8 protein-coding genes are annotated in these 15,949 nt (G+C 64.7%); 5 read left to right on the top strand and 3 right to left on the bottom strand.

Annotated features, from left to right (window positions below):
- Positions 1 to 3: 3 nt before the first annotated feature.
- Positions 4 to 1,365, bottom strand: coding sequence for a DNA topoisomerase IB (locus QCE83_RS33840; protein WP_309821100.1), 1,362 nt, complete (start codon positions 1,363 to 1,365; stop codon positions 4 to 6).
- Positions 1,366 to 1,406: 41 nt separating this feature from the next.
- On the bottom strand, positions 1,407 to 2,144 hold the full coding sequence (locus QCE83_RS33845) for a metallophosphoesterase (RefSeq protein ID WP_309821101.1): 738 nt from the start codon (positions 2,142 to 2,144) through the stop codon (positions 1,407 to 1,409).
- A 158-nt stretch (positions 2,145 to 2,302) separates the two neighbouring features.
- On the opposite strand from QCE83_RS33845, the gene QCE83_RS33850 reads away from it, so the two are divergent.
- From QCE83_RS33850 to glgB, 5 genes are all read left to right on the top strand, one after another.
- Complete coding sequence (locus QCE83_RS33850; protein WP_309821102.1) at positions 2,303 to 2,974, top strand: DUF1345 domain-containing protein; 672 nt, start codon at positions 2,303 to 2,305, stop codon at positions 2,972 to 2,974.
- 326 nt (positions 2,975 to 3,300) lie between these two features.
- Positions 3,301 to 4,977: a glycogen synthase GlgA gene (glgA, locus tag QCE83_RS33855; protein WP_309821103.1), complete on the top strand. Its 1,677-nt coding sequence runs from the start codon at positions 3,301 to 3,303 to the stop codon at positions 4,975 to 4,977.
- A gap of 386 nt (positions 4,978 to 5,363) precedes the next feature.
- Positions 5,364 to 8,768, top strand: coding sequence for a maltotransferase domain-containing protein (locus QCE83_RS33860; protein WP_309821104.1), 3,405 nt, complete (start codon positions 5,364 to 5,366; stop codon positions 8,766 to 8,768).
- Positions 8,769 to 8,863: 95 nt separating this feature from the next.
- Positions 8,864 to 12,262 (top strand): maltose alpha-D-glucosyltransferase, encoded by a 3,399-nt coding sequence (treS, locus tag QCE83_RS33865; protein ID WP_404986121.1) that lies wholly within the window; start codon positions 8,864 to 8,866, stop codon positions 12,260 to 12,262.
- Positions 12,249 to 14,474 carry a 1,4-alpha-glucan branching protein GlgB gene (gene glgB / locus QCE83_RS33870; protein WP_309821105.1) on the top strand — a complete coding sequence of 742 codons (2,226 nt, stop codon included), beginning with the start codon at positions 12,249 to 12,251 and terminating at the stop codon, positions 14,472 to 14,474. The genes treS and glgB overlap by 14 nt, the downstream gene beginning before the upstream one ends.
- Before the next feature lie 71 nt (positions 14,475 to 14,545).
- Here the strand turns inward: glgB and QCE83_RS33875 are convergent, their stop codons facing one another.
- Positions 14,546 to 15,937 (bottom strand): hypothetical protein, encoded by a 1,392-nt coding sequence (locus tag QCE83_RS33875; RefSeq protein ID WP_309821106.1) that lies wholly within the window; start codon positions 15,935 to 15,937, stop codon positions 14,546 to 14,548.
- Positions 15,938 to 15,949: the final 12 nt, after the last annotated feature.

Consider the following 15,949-nt stretch of genomic DNA (forward strand, 5'->3'; position numbering starts at 1 on the left):
ACATCAGCGGATGGCCAACGCCGTGGACGAACGTGTCCGCGCGATCTTCTTAGACGCCGGCCGCGCCGCCTTCGGCGCCGGCTTCTTCGCGACGCGCTCCAGCGCCTGCGCCGCCGCGCGCTTGCCGCTCGTCTTCAATGCGCCCGCGCGAGCCTTGCGGCTGGACGCGTCGAGCAGGTTCGTGAGACGCGCGTCGCTCGGTTCGGCGCCCTTGCGATGCTTGCGCGCCGCTTCGCGGGCGCGGCGCTTCGCGTCCAATTCCAGAAAGATCGCGAGCGCGGCTTCGTCGGTCTTGAGTCCGTGACGGCGGCTCGCCGGCATCGATTCAGCGAGTTCGCCGGCCTCGAAGGCCTCGATCACGGCCGGATGCACATAGCACTTGCGGCACACCGCCGGCGTATTGCGCAGCAGCTGGGACACTTCCTTGATCGTCCCGACGATATGCTTGCGCGCCTCCGTCACCGTGTCCCACCTCAGCCTGCGCAGCGCCGCGAGCGCGAACACGCTGCCGGCCCAGGTGCGATAGTCCTTCGCGGTGAAGTCGGCGCCGGTGATTTCGTGCAGATAGTCGTTGATGTCGGATGAGCTGACCGAATGACGCTCGCCGTCGGCGTCGAGATATTGGAACAGGTCCTGCCCCGGCAGATCCATGCAGCGCTTGACGATGCGCGCCACCCGCGCGTCGCTCACCGAGACATCGTGCTCGATGCCGCTCTTGCCGCGAAACTGGAAGCGCAGCGTGCCCGCCGAGACCTTCAGATGCCGCTTGCGCAGCGTCGTCAGCCCGTACGAGCGGTTCTCGCGCGCATATTCCTCGCTGCCGACGCGGATCAGCGTCGTATCCAGCAAGCGCACCACCGTCGCGAGCACCTTGTTGCGCGGCATGCCGTCCAGCGACAGATCGCGCGTCACGCGCGCCCGCAGCTTCGGCAGCACCGCGCTGAAAGCCAGCATGCGCTCGTATTTGGTGGCGTCGCGAGTCTCGCGCCATTGCGGGTGATAGCGGTATTGCTTGCGTCCGCGCGCATCGCGGCCGGTGGCCTGCAAATGACCGCGCGCATCGGGGCAGATCCAGACATCGGTATAGGCAGGCGGAATCGCAAGCGCCTTGATGCGGCGCACCTCGGCTTCGTCGTCGATACGCTTGCCCAGCGTGTTGAAGAACACGAATGCGCCGTCGATCCATTCGCGCGTATAGCCGCGTCGGGAGTCGTCCATGTAGCGCAGACCCGGCGGCAGTTCTTCCGGGCAACCCTGCACGCCGCCGGCCGGCACGTCGCTCGCGCCGCCGCCCGCTTCACTGTTTCGTCCGATTCTCGCCACCGTATGCCTCGCCTGGTTCTTGTTCGACTGATGGCAAGACATCGAGCAACCGCCGTGCCGGGCGCATCGGCCGCCGCGCGGAGTCAGGGCAGCGCGAGCGTGCGGGCGCCTTCGGAGGCGGCCCAGCGTTCCTTCACCGACCAGCGTTCGTCCGTGCCGGCCTGCACGATGGTCAGCCGCCCTTCCGACGCGAACGCGCCCGTGTCGATGAAAATCTGCGAGCCGATCTGCTTGATGGCGCGCATCGGCGTGTGGCCGCAATAAGTGGGCGACAGCCCGCGCTGCTGCCCCGGGTCCTCCTGACCAAGCGCGAGACCGCGTCCCCACAGCATCTGGTTGCGGACGTCGTCTGAATAATCGGCGGTGTCGAGATCGGCGTCGCTGCCGAAGAATTCCGCATGCAGCACGTTGAAGCGCCGCGCGCCCTCGCCGACGATGCGCACCAGCGGCAGCTTTGCGAGCCGCACCGCGAGTTCACCGAGCTGATCGTCGGCGAGCGTCTCGGCCCAGGCGCCGCCGATCGCATACCACGCCTGTCTGCGCATCGCGCCGGTGGCCACGGCGATCAGCGAATCCTCGTGATTGCCGAGCACCGGATAGAACCACGGCTTGTCGATCAGGTCGACCGCCGCGAGCGAGTCCGTGCCGCGATCGACCAGATCGCCGACGGAGAACAGCCGGTCCCGCGCGCCATCGAAGTGGATCTCGTGCAGCAGGTAGCGCAGCGCATCGACGCAGCCGTGCAGGTCGCCGACCACGAAATCGCGGCCCGCGTCGTTGGCGGGATGTCGGCAGACGACAGGATAGGTAGGACCATTCATGCGTCGATCTTAGCGCCGGTGGATGACAGCGTGTGCGGGCTGGCTCGCTTTCGGAGCCGAATGGTGCACGCACGGGTGACGCCATGCACGCGCTGCGCTGTTTGAAAGGCGCATAGGCAATAATCCCGGCATCGCGCGCATCCGTCTGGACTTAGTGCATGCCGAATAACAAGCAAAAAAACTTCCTCCCGTCCGTGCTGCGCAACCGTCCGCGGATGTTGATCGGGCTGATGGTCGGCTGCGTGGTCGCCGCGCTGGTGCCCGCGCATTTCCGTCCGACCGCGCGCGCCCTGATCGGCTGGGACACGGCCGTGTGGTTGTATCTCGTGCTGATCTGGCTGCAGATGGCCACCGCTGGCCAGAGCGACGTCCAGGCGCTGGCCGAGCGCGAGGACGAGAACGCGGCGATGGTGCTGATGATCGTCAGCGTGGCGGCGCTGGCGAGCATCGTGGCGATCGTCGTCGAGCTGGCGTCCGCGAAGAGTCTCGGCGTCAAGGCGGTGCCGAACTACCTGCTGACCGGCGCGACCATGCTCGGCGCCTGGTTCCTGATCCCGACGATGTTCACCCTGCATTACGCGCGGCACTATTATCAGTCGCCCGACAACGAACCCGCGCTGCGCTTCCCCGACAAGCATCTGAAGCCCGGCTACTGGGACTTCCTGTACTTCTCCTTCACCATTGCGGTCGCCTCGCAGACCGCCGATATCGCGCTTGGCTCGACCGCCGCGCGCCGCAGCGCGCTCGCCCAGTCGGTGCTGTCGTTCTTCTTCAATCTCGCGGTGCTGGGGCTCTCGATCAACATCGCGGCGAGCCTGGTCGGCGGCTGAAGGCAGCTGAAGGCAGAACGCAGCGCCTCATCACGCCGCTGTCACGCGGCATCTCCACACTCATTGAACACGCGTGTAAAAACGCGGCGCGCGCCGCTGTCAGTTTTACACGCGCCGCCGACGCCGTTGCGCGCCGCACCGGATAAGCGCGGTCGCACGCTCTTGTCGAACGAAAGGCGGACGACGCCGTGCTGCACCGCACATAGCTCAGGCGACGGTGGCACAGCGATTGCTGCATTGCGCCAGCCATTCCCCTACGCATGTCCCGATCAGCACTCGCCGACGCGGCGCCTCGACCGTGCGTGCCTCTCGCTCTGGAGCCCATTTTGCCTTTGAACGTTCTGCTGGTCGCCTCTGAAGCCGTCCCGCTCGCCAAGACCGGCGGACTCGGCGACATGGTCAGCGCCTATGCCGCCGCGCTGCGCCAGGCCGGCGTTGATGCCACGATCCTGCTGCCCGCTTATCCGAACGCGGTGGCGCAGGCCGAAGGGCTCACCAAGGTCGGCACGCTTGCCGGCCTGCCCGGCGGCGACGCCGACTTGCTGCGAGGCCGCATGCCCGGCACCGGCGTGCCCGTGCTTCTGCTGCGCTGCGACAAACTGTACGCGCGCACCGGCCTCTACCAGGACGCTCAGGGTCGCGACTACACGGACAACGCCGTGCGCTTCGCGACGCTCTCGGCGGCAGCCGTGCGGATTGCACAAGGCGTGCGGAATGTAAAGCGTCCGGACATCGTGCATGCGCATGACTGGCACACCGGCCTCACGCCGCTGCTGATGAAGGCGGCGGGCGTGCACGCAAAGAGCGTTTTCACGATCCACAACCTCGCATTCCAGGGCAACTATGCGCTCTCGCTTGGTGCGTCGCTCGGCGTGCCGGAGAAGTGGCTCGTACACGCACTGAGCGATCCGCAGAGCATCGAGTTCTATGGCGCGTTGAGTCTGATGAAAGCGGGCATCGTCCACGCCGATCGCGTGACGACCGTCTCCGAAACCTATGCGCGCGAAATCCTGACGCCGCGCTTTGGTCATCTGATGGAAGGCGTGCTGCAAAGCTGCGCGGACAAGCTGTCGGGCGTGGTGAACGGCATCGACGAAGACGTGTGGAATCCCGCCACGGATCCGACCATCGAGCGCAACTATTCCTTCGACGACATGCGCGGCAAGCATGCCTGCAAGCGCGCGCTGCAACGCAAGTTCGGCCTGCCCGTCGATCCGTTCGCGCCGGTGATGGCCATCGGCAGCCGCATGACCAGCCAGAAGCTCGCCGATGTCGTGCTCGAAGCGCTGCCGCGTCTGCTGGCGCAGCATCCGCGTCTGCAACTGGCCGTGATCGGCAAGGGCGAAGCGCATATCGAAGCAGGCTTTCGCAAGCTGGCGCAGGAATGGCCGGATCGCGTCGGCGTGACGATCGGTTATGACGAACGGCGCGCGCACTTGCTGCATGCCGGCGCCGACATCCTGCTGCATGGCAGCCGTTTCGAGCCGTGCGGACTGACGCAGATGTATGCGATGCGCTACGGCACGCTGCCGATCGCATCGCGCGTGGGCGGTCTCGCCGACACGATCGTCGATGCAGCGCAGAACGCCGATGTCATCGCCTCCAACGTGCTGCGTCCGTCCGTGTATCTGCGCGACGGCACGCACGACCAGCCCGTCGCGCACGCCCCCGTGCAGCGGGCCGCTGCTGCGTCCACGGGCTTCCTCTTCGACGGCGAACATGCCGACGACATTCTCCACGCCGCCGCCCGCGCGCTCGACGCCTACATGCGTCCGCAGGTGTGGCGCGCGCTGCAGCGCAACGCGATGTCATGCGATTTCGGATGGAACGAAGCCGTCACGAAGATGGTCGCACTGTACGCCGGCGTGAGCGATGCCCGGCCGAGCCGAACGGCCCTGCGGCCGCGTCGTGCCGCCGAGGCCGTGAACGTGCCGGTGTCCGTACCGGTGCAGGACGCGCATGCACTCAAAACCGACAAAACGCTGGTCGCGCGCAGTGCGTGAGCGCGACGCCTTTACTTGCTCCATAGTAGTGCCCTGATGCAGAGCTGACCCGGCCGGCGTGCCGGGCGCGGCACGCAACGTGCTCCCTCCCCGTGCGATGTTCCTGGGGCATCCGTCGGGATCGACTGCCGGGAACGCGTGGCGCGCCGCGAGCGCGAATTGCGCCCGGCGCACCGTGTACCGCGTGACGCAAGCAGGGCGAACAGGCCGACGTCGACACCCGACCGGTTGCGCGCCTGTCGCCCGCACGCGAGCAGCAGTGCGCCATGCGCCGGAACGTGCGGACCGGCTCTTCAGCCGTTTGGCCCTTGAGCTGGCCCGTGAGCGCGATCGCGATCGAAGTCCGCATCCCCGCCACCGCAGGACGACTCTGGAAAATACGAACGATGGAAAACCATCAAGCTCATCATGCGTACGCGCCGCGTATCTACTTCATCGATCCCCTGCTCGTCGGACCTCTTGCGAACTGGGCAGCCCAGTTCGAGCACGCGGCCTCGCTGGGCTTCGATCACGTCCTGATCGGCTCGCCGTTCGTGCCCGGCAGCAACGGGCATCGCGAGGCCGTCGCCGATCATCACCGCCTGCATCCCGTATTCGAGTTCGACGGCAGCGCCGCCGAAGGCCTGGGCCAGCTCGCCGCCGCCGCGAAGAAGCACGAACTCACGCTTCTGGTCGATATCGTGATCGACCGCGTCAGCGCCGAAGGCGGCCTGTATCAGGACAACAAGCACTGGTTCCAGCCGTTCGAAAGCGCCGATGCGCGCCTCGACCCGCGCATGCCGCCGCGCAAGCGCGATGTCGCCTGGGCCGACTTCACGAACGGTGAAGCCGCGGACCGCCTGACCGAATGGTGGGCGCGCGAGCTGAACCAGATGTCCGATGCGGGCGTCGGCGGCTTTCGTTTCGATTCGCCGCACGCGGTGCCCGCACACGTGTGGCGGCGCCTCGGCGCGGCGGTGCGCGAGAAGCATCCGGAGTCGCGCTGGCTCGCGTGGACGGTCGGCGTCACGCGTCACGACCTGCACGGCCTCTCCGACGCCGCCTTCGACGCCGTCTTCACCTCCACCCGCTGGTGGGACTTCAAGAGCGCCTGGCTGTGCGACGAGCACGCGGCGCTGGCGCGCATTGCGTCGCCGGTGGCGTTTCCGGAAGATCCGTTCGGCACGCGCTTCATCGGCGACCTGACCGATACCAGCGACACTGCGCTGCTCGAACGTGCCTATACGCGCGTGCTCGACACCGCCGCCGCGCTCGGCACCGGCTGGATGGTGCCGATGGGCTTCGAATACGGCATTGGCCTGCCGCTGTCGCCGCAATACGGCGTCGCGGCCGAATACGCGCGCGCGACGAGCGAGAAGCGCATCGACCTGACGGCGCGCATCCGCCGCGCCAATGATCTGCAACGCAATGTGGCGACGCTGTCGAGCGTCGGCGAACTGCGCTCGCTGACCGGCGCGGGCACGCCCTACGCCGCGCTGATCCGCGCCGACGGCGGCGATCTGCGGCGCAGCGAAGGCGCCGTGCTGGCGGTGTTCAATCCGGATCTCGTCGCGCCGGTGCATGTGGATACGCTGCATCTGCTCGAATCTGTTCCGGGCAACTACACGCGTTTCGCCCCCATCGACGACACCCTCGGCCAGGCCCAACGGCTCGCGCCGTTCACGCTGCATGCGGGCGAAGTGCGCCTGTTCCGCGCGGAAGCCGAGCCGTTCATCCTGCTCGCGCAGCCGCAGGTCAAGCGCGGCGCGAAGGCCGCCGACAAGAAATCGGTCGCCGAGGCGATCGCGGCGCCGCGCGTGTCGATCGAAAGCGTCACGCCTTCGGTGGATCACGGACGCTTCCCGGCGAAACGCATCGTCGGCGAGGCGCTGGAAGTGCAGGCCGCGATCTTCGCCGAAGGTCACGACAAGATCGCCGCCGCGGTGCAATGGCGCGCCGCCGATGAAACCGACTGGCACGAAGCGCCGATGACCGCCGTGCAGCCTGCCGGCCTCGACCTGTGGAGCGCGCGCATTCCGCTGGAACGCGTGGGCCGTCATGAGTTCGTCGTCCTGGCGTGGCGCGACGACTATGCGTCGCTGGTCGATCACATGCAGAAGAAGCTTAAGGCCGGGCAGACGGTAGAACTGGAAGTGGAGGAAGCGAAGCATCTGTTCGCGCTGATCCTCGCTGAAGTCAAGACCGCCGGCGACACCGATTCCGACAGCGCCTCGCTCGACGCCATCGTCAAGGAATTCACCAAGGCCAACGCCGAGCGCAAGCTGGAACTGGTGCTGGCGCCCGCGACCGCGAAAGCGGTGGCGGCGGCGCGGCACCGGCCGTTCCTGTCGCGCGATCCGGTGGTGTACCGCGTGGACGCCGAACGCGCCGCCGCGCGCTTCGCGAGCTGGTACGAGATCTTCCCGCGTTCGATGAGCGACGACGTGAACCGTCACGGCACGTTCATCGACGTGATCGGCAAGTTGCCGCGCATCCGCGAGATGGGCTTCGACGTGCTGTACTTTCCGCCGATCCATCCAATCGGCGTGGCGAACCGCAAGGGCAAGAACAACACGCTGACCGCCCAGCCGGGCGACGTGGGCAGTCCGTATGCCATCGGCGGCAAGGAAGGCGGCCATACGGCGGTGCATCCCGAACTCGGCAATCTCGATGACTTCAAGCGCATGCTCGAAGCCGCGCATGAACATGGTCTGGAGATCGCGCTCGACTTCGCGGTGCAATGCTCGCCGGATCACCCGTGGCTCAAGGACCATCCGACGTGGTTCGCATGGCGTCCGGACGGCACGCTGCGTTACGCGGAAAACCCGCCGAAGAAGTATCAGGACATCGTCAACCCGGACTTCTATGCGCAGGACGCAAAGCCTGAACTGTGGACGTCGCTGCGCGACGTGTTCCTGCACTGGATCGATGCGGGCGTGCGCATTTTCCGCATCGACAACCCGCACACCAAGCCCTTCCCGTTCTGGGAATGGGTCATCAGCGACGTGCGCGCGCGCCATCCCGACGTGATCTTCCTCGCCGAAGCGTTCACGCGGCCGCGCGTGATGAACCGGCTGGCAAAGCTCGGCTTCTCGCAGTCGTACACGTACTTCACGTGGCGCGAGAGCAAGCGCGATTTCATCGAGTACATGCACGATCTCACGCAGACCGACGCGAAGGAATTCTTCCGTCCGAACTTCTTCGTGAATACGCCGGACATCAATCCGCGCTTCCTGCAGAGCTCGGGACGGCCGGGCTTCGTGATCCGCGCGGCGCTCGCCGCGACGCTTTCCGGCCTGTGGGGCGTGTACAGCGGCTTCGAACTGTGCGAGTCCGCCGCGCTGCCGAACAGCGAGGAGTATCTGAACTCCGAGAAGTACGAACTGCGCGCATGGGACTGGAACCGGCCCGGCAACATCGTCACCGAGATCACGGCGCTGAACCGCATCCGCCGCGCGAACCCGGCATTGCAGTCGCATCTCGGCATCAACTTCCTGCCCGCGCATAACGACCACATCCTGTTCTTCGAGAAGGCGAACGCCGCGCGCGACAACGTCGTGCTGGTCGCGATCAATCTCGATCCGTTCAACGAACAGGGTGCGGATATCGAACTGCCGTGGCAGACCCTCGAAGCCTGGGGCGTGCACGAATGGGATGCGGTGAGCGTCGAAGACCAGGTGACGGGCGACCGATTCGAATGGCGCGGACGGCGTCAGCACGTGCGGCTCAATCCGCATTCGCTGCCGTTCGCGATCTGGCGCATCGCGCCGCCCTGGGGCTTGCCGAAGCCTCAGCCGGACACGGCGGCATGAACCCATAAAGCATAAAAAAGCAGCGGCGAACGAGAGCACACCAGAACAGGGGCGAACCGCCATCGGCGAGCCCGACAGGACATTGGAGCGAAACCGTGGATACAAGGGTGAAGCGCAACAAGAAGGCGTCGATTCTCAGCGACGATCCGCTCTGGTACAAGGACGCGATCATCTACCAGGTTCACATCAAGTCATTCTTCGATGCGAACAACGACGGCATCGGCGATTTTCCCGGCCTGCTCGCGAAGCTCGACTACATCGCGGAGCTGGGCGTCGATGCGATCTGGCTGCTGCCGTTCTATCCGTCGCCGCGTCGCGACGATGGCTACGACATCGCCGACTACCGCAACGTGCATCCCGACTACGGCACGATTGCGGACGTCAAGCGCTTCATCCAGGAAGCGCACGCGCGCGGCATTCGCGTGATTACCGAACTGGTCATCAACCACACGTCGGACCAGCATCCGTGGTTCCAGCGCGCCCGCCATGCGAAGCCCGGCTCGGCGCACCGCAACTACTACGTATGGTCCGACACGGACAAGAAATACGAAGAGACGCGCATCATCTTCATCGATTCGGAGCCGTCCAACTGGACGCATGATCCGGTCGCGGGCCAGTACTACTGGCACCGCTTCTATGCGCACCAGCCGGACCTGAACTTCGACAATCCCGCGGTCCTGAAGGAAGTGCTGTCGGTGATGCGCTTCTGGCTGGACATGGGCATCGACGGTCTGCGGCTGGACGCGGTACCGTATCTGGTCGAACGCGAAGGCACGAACAACGAAAATCTGCCGGAAACGCATGACATCCTGAAGAAGATCCGCGCGACCATCGACGCCGAGTATCCGAACCGCATGCTGCTCGCGGAGGCGAACCAGTGGCCGGAGGACGTGAAGGAATATTTCGGCGACGAAGACGAATGCCACATGGCGTTCCACTTCCCGCTGATGCCGCGCATTTACATGTCGATTGCGAGCGAAGACCGCTTCCCGATCACCGACATCATGCGGCAGACGCCGGATCTCGCCGAAACGAATCAATGGGCGATCTTCCTGCGCAATCACGATGAACTCACGCTCGAAATGGTCACGGACTCCGAGCGCGATTATCTGTGGAACACCTACGCGAGTGACCGCCGCGCGCGCCTGAACCTCGGCATTCGCCGGCGGCTCGCGCCGCTGATGGAACGCGACCGCCGGCGCATCGAACTGATCAACTCGCTGCTGCTTTCGATGCCGGGCACGCCGGTCATCTATTACGGCGACGAGCTCGGCATGGGCGATAACATCCACCTCGGCGACCGCGACGGCGTGCGCACGCCGATGCAATGGTCGTCGGACCGCAATGGCGGTTTCTCGCGTGCCGATCCCGAGCAACTGGTGCTGCCGCCCGTGATGGGCTCGCTGTATGGCTATGACGCGGTCAATGTGGAATCGCAGAGCCGCGATCCGCATTCGCTGCTGAACTGGACGCGCAAGATGCTCGCGGTGCGGCGCTCGAAGCATGCGTTCGGGCGCGGCACGATCCGCTTCCTGCGGCCCGCGAACCGCAAGATTCTCGCTTACGTGCGCGAACTCGAAGGCGAGCCGCCCATCCTGTGCGTGGCGAACCTGTCGCGCGCGCCGCAGGCGGTGGAATTGGACCTGTCGGAGTTCGCCGGCTCGGTGCCGCTGGAAATGACCGCCGACTCGCCGTTCCCGCCGATCGGCCAGCTGACCTATCTGCTGACGTTCCCGCCGTATGGCTTCCTGTGGTTCCAGCTGTGCCCGGGCAACATGCGCCCCGCGTGGGCGCAGGCGCCGTCCGAGCAGTTGCCGGAATTCGTCACGATGGTGATCCGCGCCGGCCAGACCGGACCGACGCCCGAGAACGTGCGCCTGCTCGAATCCGAAGTGCTGCCGAACTACTTGAGCAAGCGCCGCTGGTTTGCATCGAAGGATCAGAAGCTGCATGCGGTGCGCCTCGCCGCGCTGACGACGATCGAGAACGCGGGCTTCGCGTTCACCGAGATCGAAGCCGATGTCGGCGACCATTGCGAGCGTTACGTGCTGCCGCTGTCGATTGCATGGGGCACGGAGACCACCTCGCCGCTGTACATGCAGCTGGCGCTGGCGCGTGTGCGCCGCAACCGCAACATCGGGCATCTGACCGACGCGTTTGCGGTGCCGCAATTCGCCTACGGCGTGCTGCGCAAGCTCAAGGAGCGCGCGGCTGTGCCGACCGTGCAGAAGAGCGAAATCCGCTTCCTGCCGACGGAACGTCTCGACCAGCTCGACTTCAATCCGGCCCAGCCGCCGGAAATCCGCTGGCTCGCGGCCGAGCAGAGCAACAGCTCGCTCGTGATCGCTGATACCGTCGTGCTCAAGCTCGTGCGGCGCGTGGTAGGCGGCATTCATCCGGAAGCGGAGATGAGCCGCTACCTGACGAGCCTCGGCTATGCGAATACCGGTCCGCTGTATGGCGAAGTGGTGCGCGTCGATCCGGAAGGCGTGCCGCATACGCTCGTGATCCTGCAGGGCTACATCGACAACCAGGGCGATGCGTGGAACTACGCGCTCGACTATCTGCGCCGCACGGTCGATGAACTGGCGGTGGTCGTCGAAGCCGAGGAGAACACGCAGGAACGCGATGCACAGGCCGAGGGCTTCACGGGCTACGCGAACATTGCGGGCGTGATCGGCAAGCGTCTGGGCGAATTGCACGTCGCGCTCGCGAGCCCCACGGATGACGCCGCGTTCGCGCCGCAGCGCGCCAGCAAGGAAGACGTGAAGAACTGGATGGACAGCACGCTGAAGCTGCTCGAATCGGCGCTGGATATCGTGGCGCAGAAGATCGGCGAGTTCAACGAACACGACAAGTTCCTTGCACAGAGCCTGCTGGACCGGCGCGACATGCTGGTCGAAGCCGTGAAGAAGCTGGTTGCGCCTTCCGCCGATGCCTTGTGCATTCGGATCCACGGCGACTTCCATCTGGGTCAGGTGCTGATGGCGCAGGGCGATGCGTATCTGATCGACTTCGAAGGCGAACCGGCGCGCGCGCTGGACGAGCGCCGCAGGAAGACGAGCCCGCTGCGCGATGTCGCAGGCCTGCTGCGTTCGTTGTCGTATGCGAGCGCCGCGGCGCAGTCGACCACTGAAGTGGCGCCCGCGCTGACCGCCGACCGCAAGCGCGCGCTGTTCGAACGGCTGCGGACGATTGCCGAGGAAAGCTTCTTGCGCGAGTACACGGCAGCCATCGCCGCGTCGCCTGAACAGATTGCGGCTGAAGATGTGTTCGAGCCCTTGCTCGATCTTTTCCTGATCGAGAAGGCCGCTTACGAAATCCGCTACGAAGCAGCGAACCGGCCGACCTGGATCGGCCTTCCGTTGCGGGGTCTCGCGTCGCTCGCGAGCCGCCTGCTGGGCGACACGGGCGAGCCGCCCGCCCCCGGCACGCGACCTGTGTACGGAGCAACCAAGGACAATCCGGATGGAACCCACCATGAACAATCGTAGCGATCCGGCGGAAACCAGGAATCCGGCGCACGGCCTCAATCCGCTCGATATCGATGCGCTCGTCGACGCGCGCCATCCCGACCCGTTCTCGATGCTCGGCATGCATCAGACGGATGTCGGCCACGTTGTGCGCGCCTACTTGCCGGGCGCATCCGGCGCAAGCGTCATCGATGCGGCGAGCGGCGAGCATCTCGGCGCGCTGACACGCATTCACGACGCGGGGCTGTATGCGGGCTTCGTCGAGAGGCCTGCAACTTATCGGTTGAAGATCGACTGGCACGGCACGCCACAGGAAACGCACGACACGTATTCGTTCGGTCCCGTGCTCTCCGATGAGTCGCTGACGCGTCTCTCGCATGCCGATCCCTATGCGGTGCTCGAATGCCTGGGCTCACGGCCGGTCACGCATGGCAACGTGGCGGGCGCGCGCTTCGCCGTATGGGCGCCGAATGCGCGGCGTGTGTCGGTGGTCGGCGACTTCAACACGTGGGACGGCCGTCGTCATCCGATGCGCCTGCGTCACGGCTCGGGCGTGTGGGAGTTGTTCATTCCGGGCATCGGTGCGGGCACGCGCTACAAGTACGAGATCGTCACGCGCGATGGCCATACGCTGCCGCTCAAGGCCGACCCGTGCGCGATGCAGAGCGAGAAGCCGCCTTCGACGGCTTCAGTGGTCGCGGATGCTGACGCTATCGATCATTACGCGTGGACCGATTCCGACTGGATGGCCTCACGCGGCGGCAAGCAGACGGCGCAATCGCCGATCGCCATTTACGAGGCGCATGCCGAATCGTGGCTGCGCGTGCCGGAGGAAGCCAATCGCGGCATGAACTGGCATGAACTGGCAGAGCGCCTGATTCCTTATGCGAAGGGCATGGGCTTCACGCACCTCGAATTCATGCCGATCGCCGAGCATCCTTTTGGCGGTTCATGGGGTTATCAGCCGCTCGGGCAGTTCGCGCCGTCCGCGCGCTTCGGCACGCCGGAGCAGTTTGCCGAGTTCGTGAACCGGGCGCACGAGGCGGGACTGGGCGTCATCATCGACTGGGTGCCTGCACACTTCCCGAACGATGCGCATGGACTGGTGCAATTCGACGGCACGCCGCTTTATGAGCATGCGGATCCGCGCGAGGGCTATCACCAGGACTGGAACACGATGATCTACAACCTCGGACGCAACGAGGTGAGCGCGTTCCTGATTGCATCGGGTCTGGCGTGGCTGAAGCGTTATCACGTCGATGGGCTGCGTGTGGACGCGGTGGCGTCGATGCTGTATCGCGACTATTCGCGCAAGGCGGGTGAATGGGTGCCTAACATTTATGGCGGGCGCGAGAATCTCGAATCCATTGCGTTTCTCAAGCGCCTCAATCATGAAGTGCGGCAGATTCCGGGCGCGATCACGGTGGCGGAGGAATCGACGGCCTGGCCTGGCGTGACGGCGAGCGTGGAAAGCGGCGGACTGGGTTTCGACTTCAAGTGGAACATGGGGTGGATGCACGACACGCTGCATTACATGGAGGAAGACCCGGTTTATCGCCAGTATCACCATCATCTCTATACGTTCGGGATGGTGTATGCGTATTCCGAGCGCTTTGTGCTGCCCTTGTCGCACGATGAGGTGGTGCATGGGAAGGGCTCGCTGATCGGCAAGATGCCGGGGGACCGGTGGCAGAAGTTCGCCAATTTGCGGGCTTACTTCGGCTTCATGTGGACGCATCCGGGGAAGAAGCTTCTGTTCATGGGCGGCGAGTTCGGGCAGGTTGCGGAGTTCAATCACGATGAATCACCGCATTGGCATCTGCTGGACGATGCGCTGCATGGCGGGTTGCAGAAGTGCGTGCGTGATTTGAATCTGCTTTATACCGGCGAACCGGCGTTGCACAAGCTGGATAGCGATCCGCGCGGGTTTGAATGGATCGTCGGGGATGACAACGGGAATAGTGTGTATGCGTATCGGCGGACGGATGCCGAAGGGCGTGATCTGGTTGTGGTTTGCAACATGACGCCGGTGCCGAGGCTGGCTTATCGGATCGGCATGCCGCGGGCCGGGCGCTGGAGTGAAGTTTTCAATTCTGACGCCTCCGTGTACGGCGGATCGAACATGGGCAATGGCGGAGTCATTCATACGGATGACTATCCGAGTCATGGGAAGGGGCAGTCAGCGGCGTTGACGTTGCCGCCGTTGGCGACGGTGGTGTTGAGAGCGGATTGAGAGTCTTACGGTGCAGCCATACTTCCGCGTGCCGGCCGCTTCATGGCTGGCACGCGGCTCTTTGCCAGGCGCTAGCCTCGCTTCCAGTCGAGAACCAGCCGATCGTCCTGCAGGAACGCTTCGTAATCTGCGAAGAAGTCATCGAGCGCGGCCGGGTTCCTGTGCAGCATCGCCAACCCGTCCACCACGCGCATGAAGGAGTCGGGGTTATCGAACATATAGGGAGCAAAGTTGTCCAGTATGTCGGCCAGCAGGGCCCCGCGCTCCGATTCATTCGACCACACCTGTTCAAGCCGCGCTTCATCCAGTCCATCGTCTTCGGCCAGAAAGGTCGGCACAGGTTCGTGGATAGAGTTCTTCGTCCGATGCATGAGCAAGGTCTTCTTCAAAAGCAACTCGTGCACATTTTCCGCACCTTTCGTCAGGACTTCATGCGCGGCGTGCGTGATCAGTTGCGCGACGTCCGGCTTTCCATCCACCCTGTCTTCGTAAATATCGAACTCGATGGGATTGGTGACATGGAAGCTCTCGTGCAGCAGCGTCTCGCGCATCGCATCAGCGTAATTCGCCCCTTCCTGTTGTTGCAAATCCTGCATGCCGGCGTCGTACGCATACATCAGGTACGGCCCCCTCCCGGCGTCACCCTCACTGCGATGCAAATGCAGGCTGCTTCCTGAGCCCGACGTGAAACGCGGAGGACGGCCGCCATAGACCGTGGACATGAATGCCCTCCCTTCGGCGGCACGATAGCGGATCTCCAACGACGGACGAATGCTCTCGAGGACGCGCTGCGACACACGTATCCGCCGTCCGAGTTCACGAACGAGCGCTTCAGAACTGCCGCCGAAGAACAGGTTCAGCAAGCGCTTGCTTGCCCCGCTCAGCGCCGGAGCGTCGAGCGCCTCCAGTGCCTGGCTTGTCGACCGCGCTGCGGCATCCCGCGCCTTGCGCAGATCCGAGCGCATCTCGCGAGCGCGTGCTTCCGGAACATCCGGGTCCCGAAAGCCAAAAGGCTTCGAGTCGTATTGCCAACCCTTGATACGCCAGCCGGGACTCAACGCCCAGCCCGATCCGCGCCAGAACACCGTGGCGCGGTTCCTCGCCTGAGCGGCGGGATCGGACAGCCTGAACCATCCGGTTTCGCTCACATACTCCACCTCGCGGAGTTTCCCGCTCATCGTGATGAAATAGCGCGTGTCGTCGTCCTCGATCAACTCCTGAACGCCAAAGAAGGTCGCGGAGGGTTTAAGTTCGAACGTTCCGGAAGCGGACGGCGGCAGGCGCCCTTGTCCGTCGTCGCGCTGATATTCCGCCGGACGACGCCAGGACACGGCATCTTCATCCTCGTCGATCTGATGCAGCGCTTGAGCATGCTGCGACCACCGCTTGAGTTCACTGGAAGCTTTTTGTCGTGGCCTGGAAACGGTCTTTTGGATCGCAAGCGCTTTCACATGATTGGGCATGGCTTGAAGCGG

Source organism: Caballeronia sp. LZ034LL (assembly GCF_031451215.1).
GTDB lineage: Bacteria > Pseudomonadota > Gammaproteobacteria > Burkholderiales > Burkholderiaceae > Caballeronia.

Bases quoted from the DNA above. Each gene is read 5' to 3' on its own strand.
- QCE83_RS33875 (WP_309821106.1), bottom strand. From the start codon at position 15,937: ATGCCCAATCATGTGAAAGCGCTTGCGATCCAAAAGACCGTTTCCAGG.
- QCE83_RS33860 (WP_309821104.1), top strand. From the start codon at position 5,364: ATGGAAAACCATCAAGCTCATCATGCGTACGCGCCGCGTATCTACTTC.
- QCE83_RS33845 (WP_309821101.1), bottom strand. From the start codon at position 2,144: ATGAATGGTCCTACCTATCCTGTCGTCTGCCGACATCCCGCCAACGAC.
- QCE83_RS33850 (WP_309821102.1), top strand. From the start codon at position 2,303: ATGCCGAATAACAAGCAAAAAAACTTCCTCCCGTCCGTGCTGCGCAAC.
- glgB (WP_309821105.1), top strand. From the start codon at position 12,249: ATGAACAATCGTAGCGATCCGGCGGAAACCAGGAATCCGGCGCACGGC.
- QCE83_RS33840 (WP_309821100.1), bottom strand. From the start codon at position 1,365: ATGTCTTGCCATCAGTCGAACAAGAACCAGGCGAGGCATACGGTGGCG.